The 14,805-nt window shown below is 66.4% G+C and carries 16 protein-coding genes; 6 read left to right on the plus strand and 10 right to left on the minus strand.

All coding sequences use genetic code 11. The features are described from left to right. Window positions 1-42 precede the first annotated feature (42 nt). Window positions 43-939: a LysR family transcriptional regulator gene (locus FHR73_RS14245; protein ID WP_183632122.1), complete on the plus strand. Its 897-nt coding sequence runs from the start codon at window positions 43-45 to the stop codon at window positions 937-939. Window positions 940-978: 39 nt separating this feature from the next. Here the strand turns inward: FHR73_RS14245 and FHR73_RS14250 are convergent, their stop codons facing one another. Then, window positions 979-1,302 carry a YqjD family protein gene (locus FHR73_RS14250; RefSeq protein ID WP_007160170.1) on the minus strand — a complete coding sequence of 108 codons (324 nt, stop codon included), beginning with the start codon at window positions 1,300-1,302 and terminating at the stop codon, window positions 979-981. Between the two features lie 218 nt (window positions 1,303-1,520). Here FHR73_RS14250 and FHR73_RS14255 point away from each other — a divergent pair, with 218 nt between their 5' ends. Together FHR73_RS14255 and FHR73_RS14260 are read left to right on the plus strand one after the other, a co-directional pair. Next, entirely contained in the window at window positions 1,521-1,736 is a 216-nt protein-coding gene (locus tag FHR73_RS14255) for a dodecin (protein ID WP_007160169.1), read from the plus strand. 44 nt (window positions 1,737-1,780) lie between these two features. Next, window positions 1,781-2,008 (plus strand): DUF1161 domain-containing protein, encoded by a 228-nt coding sequence (locus tag FHR73_RS14260; RefSeq protein ID WP_145008271.1) that lies wholly within the window; start codon window positions 1,781-1,783, stop codon window positions 2,006-2,008. Between the two features lie 74 nt (window positions 2,009-2,082). Here the strand turns inward: FHR73_RS14260 and hmpA are convergent, their stop codons facing one another. Beyond that, complete coding sequence (hmpA, locus tag FHR73_RS14265) at window positions 2,083-3,252, minus strand: NO-inducible flavohemoprotein (RefSeq protein WP_183632124.1); 1,170 nt, start codon at window positions 3,250-3,252, stop codon at window positions 2,083-2,085. A 131-nt stretch (window positions 3,253-3,383) separates the two neighbouring features. Here hmpA and norR point away from each other — a divergent pair, with 131 nt between their 5' ends. Then, a complete protein-coding gene (gene norR / locus FHR73_RS14270) occupies window positions 3,384-4,922 on the plus strand; it encodes a nitric oxide reductase transcriptional regulator NorR (RefSeq protein ID WP_183632126.1) in 1,539 nt (512 codons plus the stop codon). Window positions 4,923-4,940: 18 nt separating this feature from the next. Here norR and FHR73_RS14275 read toward each other — a convergent pair whose 3' ends face one another. Beyond that, window positions 4,941-5,858: a choline ABC transporter substrate-binding protein gene (locus FHR73_RS14275; RefSeq protein ID WP_183632128.1), complete on the minus strand. Its 918-nt coding sequence runs from the start codon at window positions 5,856-5,858 to the stop codon at window positions 4,941-4,943. A gap of 21 nt (window positions 5,859-5,879) precedes the next feature. After that, window positions 5,880-7,379, minus strand: coding sequence for a choline-sulfatase (gene betC, locus FHR73_RS14280; protein ID WP_183632753.1), 1,500 nt, complete (start codon window positions 7,377-7,379; stop codon window positions 5,880-5,882). Between the two features lie 117 nt (window positions 7,380-7,496). Between betC and FHR73_RS14285 the strand changes: the two genes are divergently transcribed. Further along, window positions 7,497-8,483, plus strand: coding sequence for a choline sulfate utilization transcriptional regulator (locus FHR73_RS14285; RefSeq protein WP_183632130.1), 987 nt, complete (start codon window positions 7,497-7,499; stop codon window positions 8,481-8,483). Window positions 8,484-8,491: 8 nt separating this feature from the next. On the opposite strand, the gene FHR73_RS14290 is transcribed toward FHR73_RS14285, so the two are convergent. The 5 genes from FHR73_RS14290 to prlC form a co-directional block, all read right to left on the minus strand. Continuing rightward, a complete protein-coding gene (locus FHR73_RS14290) occupies window positions 8,492-8,881 on the minus strand; it encodes a VOC family protein (protein WP_183632132.1) in 390 nt (129 codons plus the stop codon). Then, window positions 8,881-10,047, minus strand: a complete 1,167-nt coding sequence (locus FHR73_RS14295) for a lactonase family protein (protein ID WP_183632134.1) — start codon at window positions 10,045-10,047, stop codon at window positions 8,881-8,883. The genes FHR73_RS14290 and FHR73_RS14295 overlap by 1 nt, the downstream gene beginning before the upstream one ends. A 262-nt stretch (window positions 10,048-10,309) precedes the next feature. After that, window positions 10,310-10,753, minus strand: a complete 444-nt coding sequence (locus FHR73_RS14300) for an anti-virulence regulator CigR family protein (protein ID WP_183632136.1) — start codon at window positions 10,751-10,753, stop codon at window positions 10,310-10,312. A 366-nt stretch (window positions 10,754-11,119) separates the two neighbouring features. Continuing rightward, window positions 11,120-11,392 carry a YheV family putative zinc ribbon protein gene (locus FHR73_RS14305; RefSeq protein ID WP_183632138.1) on the minus strand — a complete coding sequence of 91 codons (273 nt, stop codon included), beginning with the start codon at window positions 11,390-11,392 and terminating at the stop codon, window positions 11,120-11,122. After that, the gene (gene prlC / locus FHR73_RS14310) at window positions 11,389-13,485 is read right to left on the minus strand and encodes an oligopeptidase A (protein WP_183632140.1); all 2,097 of its coding nucleotides are present in this window, start codon (window positions 13,483-13,485) and stop codon (window positions 11,389-11,391) included. Before prlC ends, FHR73_RS14305 begins: the two co-directional genes overlap by 4 nt. Before the next feature lie 44 nt (window positions 13,486-13,529). Between prlC and FHR73_RS14315 the strand changes: the two genes are divergently transcribed. Beyond that, window positions 13,530-14,081 (plus strand): gamma carbonic anhydrase family protein, encoded by a 552-nt coding sequence (locus FHR73_RS14315; protein WP_183632142.1) that lies wholly within the window; start codon window positions 13,530-13,532, stop codon window positions 14,079-14,081. Window positions 14,082-14,406: 325 nt separating this feature from the next. Here the strand turns inward: FHR73_RS14315 and FHR73_RS14320 are convergent, their stop codons facing one another. After that, window positions 14,407-14,757 (minus strand): MerR family transcriptional regulator, encoded by a 351-nt coding sequence (locus FHR73_RS14320; RefSeq protein WP_183632144.1) that lies wholly within the window; start codon window positions 14,755-14,757, stop codon window positions 14,407-14,409. Between the last annotated feature and the right edge of the window lie 48 nt (window positions 14,758-14,805).

Raw genomic sequence — 14,805 nt, forward strand, 5'->3', positions numbered from 1 at the left:
TAAATCGATAAGATCGCGATGACCCGTCAGGAAATCTCACAGATGAGCCATCCCCGAGACCTGCCCCCGCTAAATGCCCTGCGCGCCTTCGAGGCCACCGCCCGTCTGGGTGGGATGAGTCGCGCCGGGGAAGAACTACACGTGACCCATGGCGCCGTGAGTCGCCAGATCCGTGCCCTGGAGGAACAGCTGGGGGTGGCGCTGTTTCGCCGTGAAGGGCGCGGGCTGGCGCTGACCGAGGCGGGGCTGCGCCTGCGCGAGGTGAGTGGCGAGGTCTTCGAGCGCTTGCGTGAGGTGAGCGCCGAACTCAAGGTCGGCAGTCGCCGGGGGCCCTTCGTGCTGGGCTGCCCGGGCAGCCTGGTAGCGCGCTGGTTCATTCCGCGGCTGGATCGCCTCAATCGCGATCTGCCGGAGTTGCGCCTGCACCTCTCGACCCGTACCGACGACACCCCGCTGGCCGCCGCGGGCCTGGACGCCAGCCTGCTGTTCACCGAGACGGCGCCGCCGCAGGACGTGATGCCCTATCACCTGGCGCCCGAGCGCATCGGCCCGGTGCTGAGTCCCTATTGCCCGGCCTATCTGCGGCTCAGGGAGGGCGACCTGCAGGCCTTGCTGACAGAGCGCCTGCTGCACACGCTGTCACGGCCCCAGGCCTGGCCGCAGTGGTTCGCCACCCAAGGCCTGGATGCGCCGGCGCTGGAGTACGGGCAGGGCTTCGAGCACCTCTATTACCTGCTGGAGGCGGCGCTGTCGGGATTGGGCGTGGCGATCGCGCCGGAGCCACTGGTGGCGGCGGATCTGAAGGCGGGCAGGCTGGTCGCGCCCTGGGGATTCGCCGCGACCGGTGCGGAGTTGGCGCTGTGGGCGCCGGGTCGGCTGGCGGATGAACGGGTGGAGCGGTTGGCGGCCTGGCTCAGAACCGAGCTGGCCGAGCGTTAGCGCCCGGGGCATCCCGCAGGATGCCCCGGACTGCCGCGATCAGTGGTCGCCGCGCAGCAGTGCCCAGCCGACCAGGACGGTCACGCCAGCGGCGATGCCGACGGTGGCCCAGGGATGTTCGCGCGCCACGCCGCTGGCGGCGCGACCGTACTGGCGGGTCAGACGACGCACGTCGTCATAAACCTCTTCCAGCGAGTCGCCCGAATGATGCAGGGCTTCGCGAGCGGTGCTCTTGAAGGAATTCAGGCTGCTGCGGGATTCGCGCGCAGCGTTCTTCTTCAACGATGCCAGCGAGTCGAGCAGGCTGTTGATTTCGTTCTCGATGCTGGCGATGGACGCCTGGTAATCGGTGTTACGGGCCATGACAACCTCCTGGGATGGACGGATTCAGGAAATGTGACTACCGAGCCGTTGGAAAGTGCTGCAAAGCCGTGGGCGAGAGCCTGGGCAGTGAACTTATCGGGGCCTTTCGCGGCCTCAAATGTCAGAAGCACCCTTCCCGGCGAGTCGACCGCGACACCGGTCAACGCGTTGCCGGCTAACCGCTGCAGCGCCCGTCATTGCTGACCCAGGAGATTTTCATGTCCGATCATCACACCTACAAGAAGCTGGAAATCGTTGGCTCTTCCACCACCAGTGTCGAGGACGCCATCAACAATGCCCTCGCCGAGACCGCCAAATCGGTCAAGAACCTGGAATGGTTCGAAGTGGGTGAAATCCGCGGTCATATCCAGGACGCAAAGGTGGCGCACTATCAGGTCACCCTGAAGATCGGCTTCCGTATCGAAGCCAGCTGAGCAGCTGCTCAAGACCTCCCTTCCCTCGCAAAAGGACAGGCAAGATGCGTAGAGTCGTGATCACCCTCGGTTTGTTGGCCCTGAGCGGCGGCGCCTTTGCCGCCGGCACCTCGTGCGACACGGTCAAGGCCGATATCGATGCCAAGCTGCAGGCCAAGCAGGTGGCGCACTACAGTCTCGAGGTTGTGGACAAGGGCAGCGCCAGCGCCTCCGCCAAGGTGGTGGGCAGCTGCGAAGGCGGTAGCAAGGACATCGTCTACCAGCGTCGCTAGGTCGCTGTACGCAAGGCGGCGCCTTTGCTCTCGAAGAAACGCCCACTGTCGCCAGGCAGTGGGCGTTTCTGTTTTCAGAGATCCATGGCGGGACCGAAGAACTCGTGACGGATCTGCTTTTCCGGCACGCCCAGTTCCAGCAGGTCGCGCCGTACCTGGGCCATGAACGGCTGCGGGCCGAGGACGTAGGCGTCCAGGTCGCGCCCCTTGGGCAGCCAGCGCTGCAGGCGCATCCGGTCCAGCCGCGAGGCATAGGCCTCTTCCGCCACCGGCTCGCTGTAGCAGAAGTACAGCTGCAATTGCGGATGGTGGGCGGCCTGCTCTTCCAGCCAGTGACCGAAGGCCTGCACCCCGACGTGACGGGTGCAGTGGATCAGCTGGATCGGGCGCCCGCTGGGCAGGGCCGCCGACACCATGGGCAGCAACGGCGTGATGCCGACCCCGCCGGCGATCAGCAGCAGCGGCCTGGTGGAATCCTGCAGGACGAATTCACCGGCCGGCGCGAAGACCTGCAGCACGCTGCCTTCATGGGCGTCGGTGTGCAGGAAGCGCGACACCACCCCACCCGGCTGATGCTTGACGCTGATCCGGTAGCCACGGCCGTCGCTGGCCGCCGAGATCGAGTAGTTGCGGCGGTATTCCACCCCATCGAGGATCAGACTCAGCCCCAGGTACTGGCCAGGCTGGGCGATGCTGGTGGGCAAGCCGTCCACCGGCTCCAGGTAGAAGGAGCTGATCTCTTCGCTTTCCGGCTCGATCCGGGCGATACGGAACGGCCGCCCGCCGCGCCAGCCACCGGGCGCCTCGGCCTGGGCCGCATAGCGTTGTTCCTCGGCGCCGATCAGCAGATTGGCCAGCTGGCCATAGGCGGCGGCCCAGGCATCGATCACGGCATCGGTGGCCACCTCGGCCCCCAGCACTTCGCGGATGCTCTGCAGCAGGGCGATGCCCACCAGGGGATAGTGATCCGGCTGCACCTGAAGCGAGACGTGCTTGTTGACGATCTGCTCCACCAGCGGCCCCAGGGTGTCCAGACGGTCAATGTAGCGGGCATACATGAGTACCGCCCGCGCCAGCGCCCGCGCCTGGGCACCACTGGCCTGGTGGGCGCCGTTGAACAGCGGGCGGATCTCGGGGTTGTCGCCGAGCAACTTGTCGTAGAAATGTCGGGTCAGGACTTCACCGCCGGTCTCCAGCAGGGGGACGGTGGCCTTGATGATGGCTTTTTGGTCTGATGACAACATGGCAGGGATCTCCAAACAGGACTGCCCTGGCCGTATCACGAGTCGTGCCAACCGAAAAACTGCGCTAGATCAGGCTTTTATCCGGCGAGAAGGTCATAATGACCAGGTCCCTATGACTCGCCGAGGTTAAATTGACCCGTACCACCCTGCTCGAAGCCATGGTGCCCCTGGTGGCGGATCTGGCCCGCGACCTGCCCGATCAGCAGCGCTATGCCAGCCTGCTCGATGCCCTGCGCCAGGTCCTGCCCTTCGATGCGGTGGCCCTACTGCGCCTGGAGGGTGAGGTGCTGGTGCCCCTGGCCGTACGCGGTCTTGCGGCCGACACCCTGGGCCGCCGCTTCAAGGTCGGCGAGCACCCGCGCCTGGCGCTGCTGCTGGCGAGTCGCGCGCCCACCCGCTTCGCCCTCGATTGCGACCTGCCCGATCCCTACGATGGGCTGGTGGAAGGCGTGCAGGGGCATCTGGAGGTCCATAACTGCCTCGGCTGTCCGCTCTATGTGCAGGACCAGCTCTGGGGTCTGCTGACCCTGGATTCGCTGCAGGCGCAGAACGCCCAGCCCGAGGATCTTACCACCCTGGCCGCCTTCGCCGGGCTGGCGGCCGCCACCGTGGCCGCCGCCGAGCGCATCGGCCAGCTCTCCGCCCGCATCGTCAGCGAGCACGAGCTAACCGTGGCCTACCAGCAATCGGTGGGGCACCAGCGGCCTCGCGAACTCATCGGCCAGAGTCCGGCCAGCCTGCGCCTGCGGCAGGAGATCGAGACCGTGGCGGCCAGCGACCTGACCGTGCTCATCACCGGCGAGACCGGGGTCGGCAAGGAACTGGTGGCCGAGGCCGTGCATGCGCGCTCCCTGCGCCAGCAGCGGCCCCTGATCAGTCTCAACTGTGCGGCCCTGCCCGAGGCGCTGGTGGAAAGCGAACTCTTCGGCCATGTGCGCGGGGCCTTTTCCGGGGCCGTCAGCGAACGCCGCGGGCGCTTCGAGCTGGCCGATGGCGGCACCCTGTTTCTCGACGAGGTCGGCGAATTGCCGCTGACGGTGCAGGCCAAGCTGCTGCGGGTGCTGCAGAGCGGCCAGTTGCAGCGGCTGGGCTCGGATCGCGATCTCAAGGTGGACGTGCGCATCATCGCCGCCACCAATCGCGACCTGGCCGAATGCGTGCGTGCCGGGCGCTTTCGCGCCGACCTCTACCATCGCCTGAGCGTCTATCCGCTGGCCGTGCCGGCCATGCGCGAGCGTGGCCGCGACGTCCTGCTGCTGGCCGGCTTCTACCTGGAACAGAATCGCGCCCGCCTAGGCCTGCGCGGTCTCCGGCTGACCCCCGCAGCGCAACGGACCCTGCTGGCCTACGACTGGCCGGGCAACGTGCGCGAACTCTCTCACCTCATCAGCCGGGCGGCGCTCAAGGCCCATGCCAGCAGCGAGGAACGCGGTGGCATCCTGACCCTGGACAGCGATCAGCTCGGCCTGCCGCTGGGCACCCTTCCCTTGCCCGAGGAGGATCCCGCCCTGCCCACCGCCTCCCTGCGCGAGGCCACGGACGCCTTTCAGCGCCAGACCATCAACCTGGCGCTGGAACAGCACGGCCAGAACTGGACCCTGGCCGCGGCCGCCCTCGATCTGGATCGCGCCAACCTCGCCCGCCTGGCGCGGCGGCTTGGCCTCAAGTAGCCCTCGAAGAGGGAGCGGTCAGAGCGCTTTCTGTACCGCCGGCAGGCCCGGCTGGCCGTCGCGGGTGGTGACGCCCTGCAGCCAGGGCTCCAGCACCTGGGGATGGGCCTTGAGCCAGGCCTTGGCGGCGGTGTCGTAGCTGCCGCCCTTGTCCCGCGCGGCGCTCATGACGGCGTTTTCCATGTCCAGGGTGAACTTCATGTTGGTCAGCAGGCGGGCCGGATTGGGGCACTGCTCGGCGTAGCCCTTGCGCGTCAAGGTGTTCACCGTGCCGGCGGTACCGAAATACTTGTCGCCGCCGGTCAGGTACTTGATCGGGTAGTCGACGTTCATGGGATGCGGGGTCCAGCCGAGGAAGACCACCCACTTGTCGCGCTTCACCGCCCGCCCGACCTGGGACAGCATGGCCTGCTCGCTGGACTCCACCAGTTGCCAGCCACCCAGGCCGAATTCGTTGTCCTGGATGATCTTCTGCAGCGACTGGTTGGCCGGCGCGCCGGCGCCAATGCCGTAGATCTTCTTGCCGAACTGGTCGGCATGCTTGGCCAGGTCGTCGAAGCTCTTCACCCCGCCTTCCCAGACATAGGTGGGCACCGCCAGGGTGAATTCGGTCCCGACCAGATTCTGCGCCAGCTCGTTGACCTGCCCGGTCTTCACGAACTGGTCGTAGTGCGCCTGTTGCGCCGGCATCCAGTTGCCGAGGAAGGCGTCCACCTGCCCGTTGCGCATGCCGCCGTAGATGATCGGCACCGCCAGGGTCTCGACCTTGCCGGTATAGCCCAGCGCACTCAGGATCGCGCCGGTGAGGGCGTTGGTGGCGGCGATGTCGCTCCAGCCCGGATCGGCCAGGCGAACCGTTGCACAGGCCTGGTCCTCGGCCTGGGCCGACAGGCTGACCAGGGCCAGCGTGAAGGTAGCGATGATTCCGTGTTTCATGGCCGTGCTCCAGTTAGCGGTTCAGGGTTGAGGGTAGCGCGCGCGACGCTCCAGGTCGTCGAGGTCGATGTGATTGCGCATGTATTGCTGGCTGGCATCGACGAAAGGCTGGTGATCCCAGCTGGTCCGCTCGCCCTGCTCCAGGGCCGCCGCGACGAAGCGCCGCCGCCGCTGGCTGGCCAGCACCTCGGCGTGCAGGCGCGGCAGGTCCCAGCGCTGGCGGACCTCGGCCTGGAAGCTGGCGAGCAGCTCGGCATAGTCGGCGCTGGCGGCCAGATTCTCGCGCTCCAGCGGATCGTTCTGCAGATCGAACAGCAGCGGCGGATCCAGTTCGCAGTGGATGTACTTGTAGGCGCCGCGACGGATCATCAGCAGCGGGCTGACGGTGCCCTCGGCCAGGTATTCGCCGATCACCTCGTCGTGCCCTGCCCGGCCTTCCAGGTGCGGCAGCAGCGAGCGGCCATCCAGTGGCAGTTCATCCGGCAGCTGGCCGCCGGCCAGCTCGACGAAGGTCGGCAGCAGGTCCAGGGTCGACACCGAGGCCTGCACCCGCGCCGGGGCGAAGCGACCGGGCGCATGGATTAGCAGCGGTACCCGCGCGGCCATCTCGAACCAGTGCATCTTGTACCAGAGCCCGCGCTCGCCGAGCATGTCGCCGTGGTCGCCGGAAAAGACGATCACCGTATCGTCGGCCAGACCGCACTCTTCCAGGGTCTTGAGCAGATGGCCGACCTGGGCGTCGACATAGCTGCAGGCACCGTAGTAGGCCTGGCGGGCGTCGCGGATCTTGGCGGCGGGCAGGGGCTTGTCCCAGAGGTCGATCACCTTGAGCAGGCGCTGGCTGTGGGGGTCCTGCTCGGCCTGGGGGATGGTGCCTTCCGGCAGCGGGATGTCGACCTCGTTGTACAGGTCCCAGAACTCGCGGGGAATGGTGTAGGGATCGTGCGGGTGGGTCAGGGATACGGTCAGGCAGAACGGCTTATCGTCCCCACGACGCACGTGATCGTAGAGGTACTGGCGCGCCTTGAAGACCACCTCTTCGTCGAAATCCAGCTGGTTGGTGCGCACGCAGGGCCCGGCCTGCAGCACCGAGGACATGTTGTGGTACCAGCTCGGACGCGCGTCCCCTGCGTCCCAGTTCACCGCCCAGCCGTAGTCGGCGGGATAGATGTCGCTGGTCAGGCGCTCTTCGTAGCCGTGCAACTGGTCCGGTCCGCAGAAGTGCATCTTGCCCGACAGCGCCGTGCGATAGCCGAGGCGGCGCAGATGGTGGGCATAGGTGGGAATGTCGGCGGCGAAATCGGCGGCGTTGTCGTAGGCGCCGATCTTCGACGGCAGCTGGCCGCTCACCAGGGTGAAGCGCGAGGGTGCGCACAGCGGACTGTTGCAATAGGCGGAGTCGAACACCACGGCGCGCTCGGCCAGGCGCTGCAGATGCGGCAGCTTGATCGGCGACGCGGCGTCGTACAGCGGCAGGATGGGCGCCGCCATCTGGTCGGCCATGAGAAAGAGGATGTTCATCGGCTTGGACAAGAGCGCCTCCGCTAGGATCAGGGTTGCTTATGGGTGCTCCATCATCCGATGCTGAAAAATCTGCGTGAAGGCCATCCGGGATGATGTTTCGGATAAGCTGGGCTTATGTCTGATCGCCATGGAAACGCCCTCTTGGACACCGCCCTCCCTGCCGACCGCCCTGCCCTGGCGCTGGACAGCCTGCGCACCTTCGAAGTGGTGGCGCGCCGCCTGAGCTTTACCGCGGCAGCGGGCGAAATGGGCACCACCCAACCGGCCATCAGCCAGCAGATCAAGCGCCTGGAAGCCCAGTTGCAGGTGCGGCTGTTCGATCGGGTCCATCGCGGCATCCTGCTTACCGAGGCCGGACGATTGCTGCAGGAATACGTCGAGGCCGGTCTCGCCACCCTGGACGAGGGGGTGCGCCTGGTCACCGCCCGGCCCGCCCACGAGGTGCTGCAGGTGGCTACTGATTTCGCCTTTGCCGCCTATTGGCTCTTGCCGCGCCTGCCGCGCTTCCATGCTCGCCATCCGGAGCTGGACGTCAACCTGGTGACCAGCGATCGGGTGCCGCTGCCCGGTCCGGAGATCGACATCACCCTGGGCTTCGGCGACGGTCGCTTCAAGCACGGCGAAGCCTGGCCGCTGTTTCGCGAAGAGGTCTTTCCGGTATGCAGTCCGCGCCTGCTCCAGGGTCGGCAGCCGCCGCTGCCCGCCCTGGAGCTGGGGCGCTGGCCGCTGCTGCATCTCAAGGCGGCGCCCAACAGCCGCTGGTACGACTGGAAGACGCTGTTGCCGGCGCTGGACCTGGCGCCCCTGCCCGCCGCGCCGTCCGGCGCGGTGCTGAGCTTCGACAACTACACCCTGGTGATCCAGGCGGCCATCGCCGGCCAGGGCCTGGCGATCGGCTGGCGCCACCTGGTGGACGATCTGCTGCGGCAGGAACTGCTCTGTCGCCCCTTCGCCGGGCTGGCCACCTCGCGCTATGGCTATTACGCCATCCTGCCCGAGCGCAAGCGGCGCCAGCGGCTGGTGCAGCGCTTTCTCGACTGGCTGCTGGAAGAGCTGGAGCTGCCGCGCGAGTCGCTGGCCGGCGCACGGCTGGCGACCTGAGCGGCGCGCTAGCGCTCGTAGACTTCCAGCGGCAGATCGTCCGGGTCGGCGAAAAAGGTGAATCTCTTGCCGGTCAGCTCGTCAGTGCGGATCGGCTCGGTGACCACGCCGTGGCCCTGCAGGTGGGCGACGGTGGCGTCCAGGTCGGCCACGGCAAAGGCCAGGTGGCGCAGCCCCTGGGCCTCCGGGCGCGACGGCCTGGGCGGGGCATCGGGAAAGGAGAACAGCTCCAGCTGGGCATGCGCACCCACCGCCAGATCCAGCTTCCAGGAGCGCCGGGCCTCGCGATAGGTCTCGGCGATCACCGGCAGCCCGAGGATCTCGGTGTAGAAATGCCGGGAGCGTTCGTAGTCGGCGCAGATCAGCGCCACGTGGTGCAGACAATCGAAGTGGGTCATCAGGGTACCGCGACGAATTTGAGGTCGGCCGGGGCGCCAACGTCCAGGCTCTGGAGTTCGTCGCCGAGCTTGCCGCTGTCGGGATCCCGGGCGAAGACCTTGAGCTGGTTGGATTTCTGGTTGGCCACCAGCAGGAAGCGTCCGGACGGATCGATGGCGAATTCCCGTGGCGACAGGCCGTTGACCGGATGGCGTTCGACAAAGGTCAGGGTGCCGTCGGGATTCACCGCGAACACCGCCAGCTGGTTGTCGGTGCCGCGGCTGGCGACATAGAGGAAGCGCCCGTCGCCGGACAGGTGCAGCGCTCCGGCATCCCGCTCGCCGGTGAATTCCTGGGGCGTCAGGCTGTAGCTCTGCAACTGCCGCAGCATGCCGTCCTGGTGGGCGAAGGCCATCACCTGCCCGGCCAGTTCCAAGGTCAGGTAGGCGTAGCGGCCATCGGCGCTGAACACCAGGTGGCGCGGCCCGCTGCCTTCCGGTACCGGCACGAAGGGCGTCTCGGCGGCCACCAGCGGCCGCTCCGGCTGCTGTGGCAGATAGCGATAAACGAATACCTTGTCGGCGCCCAGATCCGGAGCGAAGACGAAGCGGCCGTCCGGGGTGGTCACCGCCGCATGCACATGGCTGGACTGCTGGCGCGGGTGCTGTTCGCTGGGCTGGTGGAATTCGATCTGCGCCACCGGACTGAGCACGCCGCCGTCCTGGATCGGCAGCACCGCCAGGGAGCCTTCCGGCAGGCTGGAGTAGTTGGCCACGAACAGGAATTTGCCGTCGGTGCTGAGGCTGGAATAGGTCGGCTCGTCACCCAGGCTCTTGACCTGACTGATCTGCTGCAGGCGGCCATTACCGGGTTCGAAGCGATAGGAGGTGACTCGCCCGATGCTGTCGCCGCTCGAACCCCGGCCATTCTCGTTGACGGTGAACAGTGTCCGACCATCCCGCGACAGGGTCAGAAATGACGGATTGGACGCCTTGACGATGCGCAGCGGGCCATCGATCTGGCCATTGCGACTGTTGAAGCGATAGACATACAGCCCCTGGCTGCTGCCCGCGGTGTAGCTGCCGACCAGCAGGTTGAACAGACCGGGTTCGGCGCGGGCCGGGGCATTGTGCCCGACGAGCAGGGCGAACAGGGCCAGCGGCAGCAGACGGGGCAGAGCTCTCATGGGAAATCCTTGGCGAGCGATGGGCGTTGAGACCGATGCGAGGCGGCCCTGTTTCCCTACCGTCTGGAGGCGGAAGGCGGCCGCGCGCGGCGGCTATTCTACTGAAATCCGGGCTGGCACTGTGCCAGAGGCCTTTCGCCATTTATCGCCTGCGCCGATGCACTGGCGGTCCACGTCGGGCCATCCGGCCCGAGGAGGCCGTGCCAGAGCCTGCGGTGAATCTGACACCGTCCGAGGGCTGCTGGTAAAAGAATTGGTCAGGTTAATCCAGCACGCCCTGCAGGATGGCGTAGACGAGCCCGGTGCCCACGGCGACCAGCACCATGTCGGTACCCAGGCGCCGCCATTCGTAGCCTGGATAGTCTGGCAACTGGCGGGCGATGCCCGGGGGCAGGGGACGGCCATACCCGGGAGGCAAAGGACGCCCGCGCTCCAGACGCAGTCCTGGCGGCAGGTCGCCACCGCGACCGATCTGGCCGCGCAGTGCCTGGATGCGCTCCCGCGCCGGTCCCAGGTCCGGCGGTCCGGCACCCGGGCGGCCCTGGCCGCGCGATTCAGGACCCGGTCCCTGGCCATGGGGGCCACCCTGATCCTGCCAGCCCGGTCCGTGCGGACCCTTGGGCCCACCAGGCCCGTGATCCTGAGGCGCGGCCAGGGCCAGGTTGCCGATCAGGCAGAGGGCTGCAGCGGAGAGGAGGGTACGCATCGGGGGCTTCCTCGCGAGGGACGATGGCGTCGGTTATCCCCTTGGAGTCTGATCGCGGAAAAAGACTCCCAGGTCATTTGCGGACTTATGGCCTGTGGATAAATCAGGGATAAAATCGGTATAACTTCGGAAGAAATCTCCCAATCGCGTCAGAGACCGAATAAAAGTCCTTTATTATCAATGAATTAAAAAGATGATCGGCTGACTATCGAATCCGCTTTTTGTGGATAAAGCCTGAGACCCCCCTGCGCTGATGCCCATTTTCGCCTGCACCCGAGCCCTGTGCGGACTGGATTTCCCCCAGCCTGGAAACGAAAAAACCGCACCCGAATGACCGGGCGCGGCTTTTCTGGAGGTCGCCTTTCCCTAGTCCGGCTTCTTCAGCTTGGGATTGGGAAAGAACTGCACAGCCTGCACCTTGGGATCGGCCTTCTTGGGCTTGAGCGCACTGATGTTGACCCGCGTCGGCAATTCCTTGGGGACCGAATTGCCGCGCTCGTCCAAGGTGTCGCTGTACCCACAGGAGACGCACTCGCGATGGGGCGTGCCCTCCTGGGTCCACATCTTCAGGGTGTCCTGCGCCTGGCACGCCGGGCAGACCGCCCCGGCGATGAACCTCTTGCGGATCGGCTCGCTCACGCCGCCTCCTCGCTCAGCCCGGAATGGCGGAGCAGGGCGTCGATGCTGGGCTCGCGACCGCGGAAGTCGACGAACAGCACCATGGGCGCCTGGGAGCCGCCGCGGGCCAGGATGGCTTCACGGAAGGCCCGGCCGGTTTCGGGGTTGAAGACGCCTTCTTCCTCGAACTTGGCGAAGGCATCGGCGGACAGCACCTCGGCCCACTTGTAGCTGTAGTAACCCGCTGCATAACCACCGGCGAAGATGTGCGCGAAGCTGTTGGGGAAGCGATTGTAGGCTGGCGGCCGTACCACGGAGATCTCGTCGCGGATGCCTTCCAGTACCTCGCGCACGCTGCGGCCGTCGCCGTGGCTGGCGTGCAGCTCGAAGTCGAACAGCGAGAATTCCAGCTGGCGCAGCATCATCAGGCCGGACTGGAAGTTCTTGGCCGCCAGCATCTTGTCCAGCAGCTCCTGGGGCAGCGGCTCGCCGGTCTCGTAGTGACCGGAGATCAGCGCCAGGCCCTCGGGCTCCCAGCACCAGTTCTCCATGAACTGGCTGGGCAGCTCCACCGCATCCCAGGCCACGCCGTTGATGCCGGAAACGCTGGCATGCTCGACGCGGGTCAGCAGGTGGTGCAGACCGTGGCCGAATTCATGGAAGAGGGTGGTCACCTCGTCATGGGTGAGCAGCGCCGGCTTGCCGGGGCTGGCCGGGGTGAAGTTGCACACCAGGTAGGCCACTGGATCGATCAGCCGACCTTCGGCATCGCGGCGCTTGTCGCGGGCACCGTCCATCCAGGCACCGCCGCGCTTGTTGGCGCGGGCATAGAGATCGAAATAGAAGCGGCCGATGGAGGTGCCGTTTTCCTTGATCTCGAACAGGCGCACGTCCGGGTGCCATTTCTCGAAATCGCGCAACTCGGCGATCTCGATGCCATAGAGCTTCTGCACCGTGGCGAACAGGCCGGAGAGCACCTTGTCCACCGGGAACCAGGCACGGACCTCTTCCTGGGACAGCGAATAGCGCTGCTGGCGCAGCTTCTCGGCGAAGTAGCCGGTGTCCCAGCTCTGCAGATCCTGCACGCCCTGTTCGGCGGCGAAGGCGCGCAGTTCTTCCAGGTCGCGCTGGGCGAAGGGCTTAGAACGCACGGCGAGGTCGCGCAGGAAGCCCAGCACCTGATCGCTGCTCTCGGCCATCTTGGTGGCCAGCGACAGCTCGGCGTAGTTGGCGTAGCCCAGCAGGCGGGCCAGCTCCTGGCGCAGGTCGAGCAATTCCTCCATCACCGGGCCGTTGTCGAACTGACCGGCGTTGGGGCCCTGCTCGGAGGCGCGGGTGGCGTAGGCGGCATAGACCTCTTCACGCAGGGCGCGATCGTCGGCGTAGGTCATCACCGCGTAGTAGCTGGGGAATTCCAGGGTCACCAGCCAGCCGTCCAGCTCCTTGGCCTGGGCGGCGGCCTGCAGCTGGGCCTTGGCCGACTCGGGCAGGCCGGCCAGGGCGGCTTCGTCGGTGAGGTGCTTGGTCCAGGCTTGCGTCGCGTCGAGCAGCTGGTTGGAAAACTTGCTGCCCAGCTCGGACTTGCGCGCCTGGATGGCGGCATAGCGCTGCTGCTCGGCCGGCGGCAGGTCGATGCCGGACAGGCGGAAATCGCGCAGGGCGTGTTCCAGGGTGGTCTTCTGACCGACGTCGAAGCCCTTGGCTTCTTCGCTCTCGGCCAGGCGGCTGTAGGCCTGGAAGAGCTCCTTGTTCTGGCCGATCTCGGTGGAATAGGCCGACAGCTTGGGCAGGCAGGCCTCGTAGGCGGCGCGCAGCTCGGCGCTGTTGCACACGGCGTTGAGGTGGCCGATAGGGCTCCAGGCCTGGCCCAGCCGATCGTTCAGCTCGTCCATCGCCAGCACCAGGCCGGCCCAGGTGGGATGTTCCTTCTGCGTCTCCAGCAACTTGGCCAGGGCGGCACGGTTCTCGGCCAGGACGGTGTCGATGGCCGGCTCGACGTGCTCGGGCTTGATGGCGGAAAAGGGCGGCAGGTCGTAGGACTGAAGCAGCGGATTGCTGGCGCTCACGGCGTTCCCCTCGGGGCGATGGCTTTGACAGTTATATATGGAGCCCATCCTAATAGGTCTCAAGACCCTTCCGACGAGAAAAGGTATCTATCGTGACCATAAGGACCTTCCAGGGTAAGACCCCGCAACTGGGCGAACGCGCCTTCGTCGACGCCACCGCCGTGGTGATCGGCGAGGTCGAGCTCGGCGCAGACAGCTCGATCTGGCCGCTGACGGTGATCCGCGGCGACATGCACCTCATCCGCATCGGCGCCCGCACCAGCATCCAGGACGGCAGCGTGCTGCACATCACCCACGCCGGCCCCTTCAATCCGGACGGCTATCCCTTGCTGATCGGCAACGACGTCACCGTCGGCCACCAGGTGACCCTGCACGGCTGCACGATTGGCGACCGGGTGCTGGTGGGCATGGGCAGCATCGTCATGGACGGCGCGGTGGTGGAGGATGACGTGGTGATCGGCGCCGGCAGCCTGGTCCCGCCGGGCAAGCGGCTGGAAGGCGGCCATCTCTACGTCGGTCGCCCGGTCAAGCAGATCCGCCCGCTGGAAGACAAGGAACGCGCCTTCTTCACCTACAGCGCCGGCAACTACGTGAAGCTCAAGGACCAGCATCTGGCCGAGGGCTATGGGGAGGAGGGGGCGTAAACAACGCTCCAGGACACCAAGGCCTGTCATCCGGCGCTGTTGGGCTTCGGCGATGGAGCCGCCCAAACCCAACCTACGCGGCCTCCGTAGGTTGGGTTGAGCACAGCGAAGCCCAACAGCGTCACGGACCTAGCGCCGTAGCGTGGAAAACGGCGCAGCCTTTTCCACAGGAGACTTCGTGGCGCGGGGGCTCGCCCTCACCCCAACCCTCTCCCAAGGGGAGAGGGTGCTATCAGAGCGGGCGGTCATCTCCCGCATCTCCGGCCCGATCGCGATCAACTGTTATAACCCAGCCCCTAGAAACAGTCGCGTCGGCCGCGATCTGCTACCCCCGCAGCGGACAGGCTTCCCCCAGCCTTGCCTGGAGCACCCCACGCAACGCCTGCAATTCATCGATGCGCGCCTCGATGACCCTGAGCTTGTCGCGCAGCAGTTCTTGCAGATAGGCATCCGGATCGACGGCGCGCTCGACGTCCGCGAGGTTGGCAGCGATTTCCTGCAGGCTGAAACCCAACCGCTGGGCGGTGCGGATATAGCCCAGCCATTCCACGGCTTCGGGTGGATAGTCGCGATAGCCATTGGGCCGCCGCCGCGCCTGGAGCAGTCCCTGGCGCTCGTAGAATCTCAGGGTGTCGCGACTCAGGCCGGTGGCCTGGGCGAGGGTGCCGATCCGCATCCGTTCTCCTTGACCCTGGACCTTGCTCCAGGGTCGACACTGGCCTTC

Source organism: Pseudomonas sp. AS2.8, assembly GCF_014190935.1.
Classification (GTDB): Bacteria; Pseudomonadota; Gammaproteobacteria; order Pseudomonadales; family Pseudomonadaceae; genus Chryseomonas.